This window comes from Bacillus sp. GMa5/1 (assembly GCF_050172015.1).
In the GTDB taxonomy this organism is placed as follows: domain Bacteria; phylum Bacillota; class Bacilli; order Bacillales; family Bacillaceae_G; genus Bacillus_A; species Bacillus_A cereus.
This window is the reverse complement of record NZ_JBNLYC010000320.1, coordinates 1-2,903: the sequence shown is the minus strand read 5'-3', so window position 1 is coordinate 2,903 and position 2,903 is coordinate 1. Positions and strand designations below refer to the sequence as shown.

Below are 2,903 nucleotides of genomic sequence, written 5' to 3'. Positions count from 1 at the left end.
GTTTCTATCGATTTTTTGTACAAAACCAAGATCTGTAACAATAACTCGTAAGGTATTGGGGATGAAAACCTTTAAAATTCTCAAGGAAATGGGTGTAATTTATTACACATACAAATAGAAATAAAAACGTCATCCTTTCTTATGAATTCTCAGATAGAAACACGTTTTTCGTTTTTTTTTTTTTGGCATTTTTTCATTAGCTTGCTAATCTATATATAATATGATTTTTATAATTTCCCTAAAATAATTTTGACGTATTTATTTTTTCAATATAAAATAATATTCATCCAAATTTAACCAACAGTATATAAAAGATGTATCTTTTTATATGCATAGGTATAAATCTCTTTAGTTTTAAGGGAAAAGGTTAATATGAAAGTAAAGAAACTAGTTACGCTTGCAGTACCATTTATGCTATTATACGTGTCAGTTCAATTAACCAGAATTCTTCAAGGCCATTTCAGCAACTGAACGAAATCGGACTGGATATTAATTTCGAGAAAAATTTTCCATATAAACAAAGTATTGTAATAAATCCCGAAAAATGTTAGAGGGTATACAAGAAGGTGACATCATTTATGTTACGGACTTAACTCGAATTACTCGTAGTACAAAAGATTTATTTGAATTAATCGATAACATACGGAGTAAAAAGGCAAATTTAATATCCTTAAAAGATACATGGCTAGATTTATAAGAAGATAATCCCTACATCCAATTCTTAATTACTGTTATGGCGGGTGTAAACCGATTAGAACGTGATCTTATCCGTATGCGATAGCGTGAAGGCATTGAACTAGCTAAGAAATAAGGAAAGTTTAAAAGTCGGTCAAAGAAGTACCATAAAAATCATGCAGGAATGAATTATGCAGTAAAGCTTTATAGAGAGGGAGATATGACTGTAAATAAAAACTTATGAAATTACAAATGTGTCTAGGCCTCATTATATAGAAAGCTATCGGAAAGGAACAGTTGATGAGTTATACCAAATATCGGAAATATATAATAGAAAATAAGTTTCATATAGAGGTGAAATTATATGCCTAAAATTGACAATATGCTAGCAATTCTATGGATGCTACGTTCAGGTGAAAAAATTACTGCAAAACAGATTTCAGAAAAGTTAGAGATAAATATAAGAACTGTGTATCGTTATATTGATACAATTTCAACTAGTGGCGTACCTATAATTTCAGAACCAGGCCATAACGGTGGATACACTTTATTGAACAATTTTGTAGAGGCTCCTCTTTTTTTTGATTTTGAGGAGCAAACTTCACTATTTCACGCTGCTGTTTTTGCAGAAGAAGCCGGATATTATGGAGGTGAAGCGTTAAATAGGGCCATTTCAAAACTAAGTAAATACTCAAATCAAGAGCAGGAAACAAAAATAAACCAACATTTAACTAGTCTTGAAGTAATAAGTCGATTAAATTCACTCTCTGTAGAAACTTTTTTGAAGGAGTTGGAGCAGGCCGTAGCTGAAGGGTACTCAGTAAAAATTCTTTACCATAAAAGTGGCGAAAAGCAATTAAATTATAGATTGGTCGATCCATACAGAATTATCTATTGGAATAATAAATGGTATATGATTGGATTTTGTCATCTTAGGAATGATATACGTAGTTTTAGAGTAGATCGAATTGAAAGTTTAATGTTAACCGAAAATAAGTTTAACCAGCCAGAAAATTTTTCAGCACGTGACTTTTTTATAAAAAGTCTTCTTCCACCTATAGAAGATAAGGAAATTATTATTTCTTTGGTTATTAATGGGGATAAAAGTGTATTGGCTGATATTTGCCAACATTGGTTTTTAGGACATTATTTACAAGAACGGACTTCAAATCAAGCAGTGTTTCTTCTTGAAAAAGACATGATACACACATATGTACCTTATTTACTTTTACCGTACAATAAATCTATTAAAGTTATTGAGCCAATAAGTCTTAAGAATAGAATTATTGAAGTTCTGTCTGAATTAATAAAATTTCATCAAGTATGATAACTTCCCTGACGTTAACTGTCAGGGAAGTTATATTATAATAGCTATATAAATTGTGATTGGAGTGTTATTAGATGCAAACAAAAAAAGCTTTTTTATATGTATTTAATACAATGTCGGACTGGGAATATGGATATTTAATTGCTGAACTAAACTCAGGAAGATATTTCAAAAAAGATTTAGCACCTTTAAAAGTAATTACAGTAGGAGCTAATAAAGAAATGATTACTACTATGGGAGGACTGAGCATAAAACCAGATATTTCCCTTGATGAATGTACTCTTGAGAGTAAAGATCTTTTAATTTTACCCGGAGGGACTACTTGGAGTGAAGAAATTCATCAACCTATCTTGGAAAGAATTGGCCAAGCTTTAAAGATTGGCACTATTGTTGCTGCAATTTGTGGTGCAACTGATGCCCTCGCGAATATGGGATACTTGGATACTAGAAAGCATACAAGTAATAACTTAGAATATACTAAAATGGTATGTCCTAACTATAAAGGAGAAAAGTTCTATGAGTTGGAATCTGCGGTATCTGATGTGAATTTAGTTACTGCATCAGGAATAGCTCCTCTGGAATTTGCAATGGAGGTACTTAAAAAAATAGATGTATTTACACCAGATGCATTACATTCATGGTATAACCTAAATAAGACTTATAAACCTGAATACTTCTTCCAGTTAATGAATTCAATAAAGAAATGAAATAACTAAAAAGCTCAATTTCTCTATTTTGATTTGCAGAGAAGTTGGGCTTTTTAATTTTGAATTCCCTTATCGTTGTAAATTGGCATTTTCCTGATGCTATCCCTATGTAACCTTCTATAGTAATCCTACTCCAATAGTTCAATAAATCGATGCTATAATGTCCGTTTATAGGTACATTTCATTAAGTAGAA

2 protein-coding genes and 1 pseudogene are annotated in these 2,903 nt (G+C 31.0%); all 3 read left to right on the top strand.

Annotation, left to right across the window (positions count from 1 at the left end; genetic code table 11):
* Positions 1-407 precede the first annotated feature (407 nt).
* Positions 408-976 (top strand): annotated as a pseudogene (locus ACQGSG_RS28040) (recombinase family protein).
* A gap of 63 nt (positions 977-1,039) precedes the next feature.
* Positions 1,040-2,002 (top strand): helix-turn-helix transcriptional regulator, encoded by a 963-nt coding sequence (locus ACQGSG_RS28035; RefSeq protein WP_048567650.1) that lies wholly within the window; start codon positions 1,040-1,042, stop codon positions 2,000-2,002.
* Positions 2,003-2,076: 74 nt separating this feature from the next.
* Positions 2,077-2,709, top strand: a complete 633-nt coding sequence (locus ACQGSG_RS28030; RefSeq protein ID WP_048567649.1) for a type 1 glutamine amidotransferase family protein — start codon at positions 2,077-2,079, stop codon at positions 2,707-2,709.
* Positions 2,710-2,903: the final 194 nt, after the last annotated feature.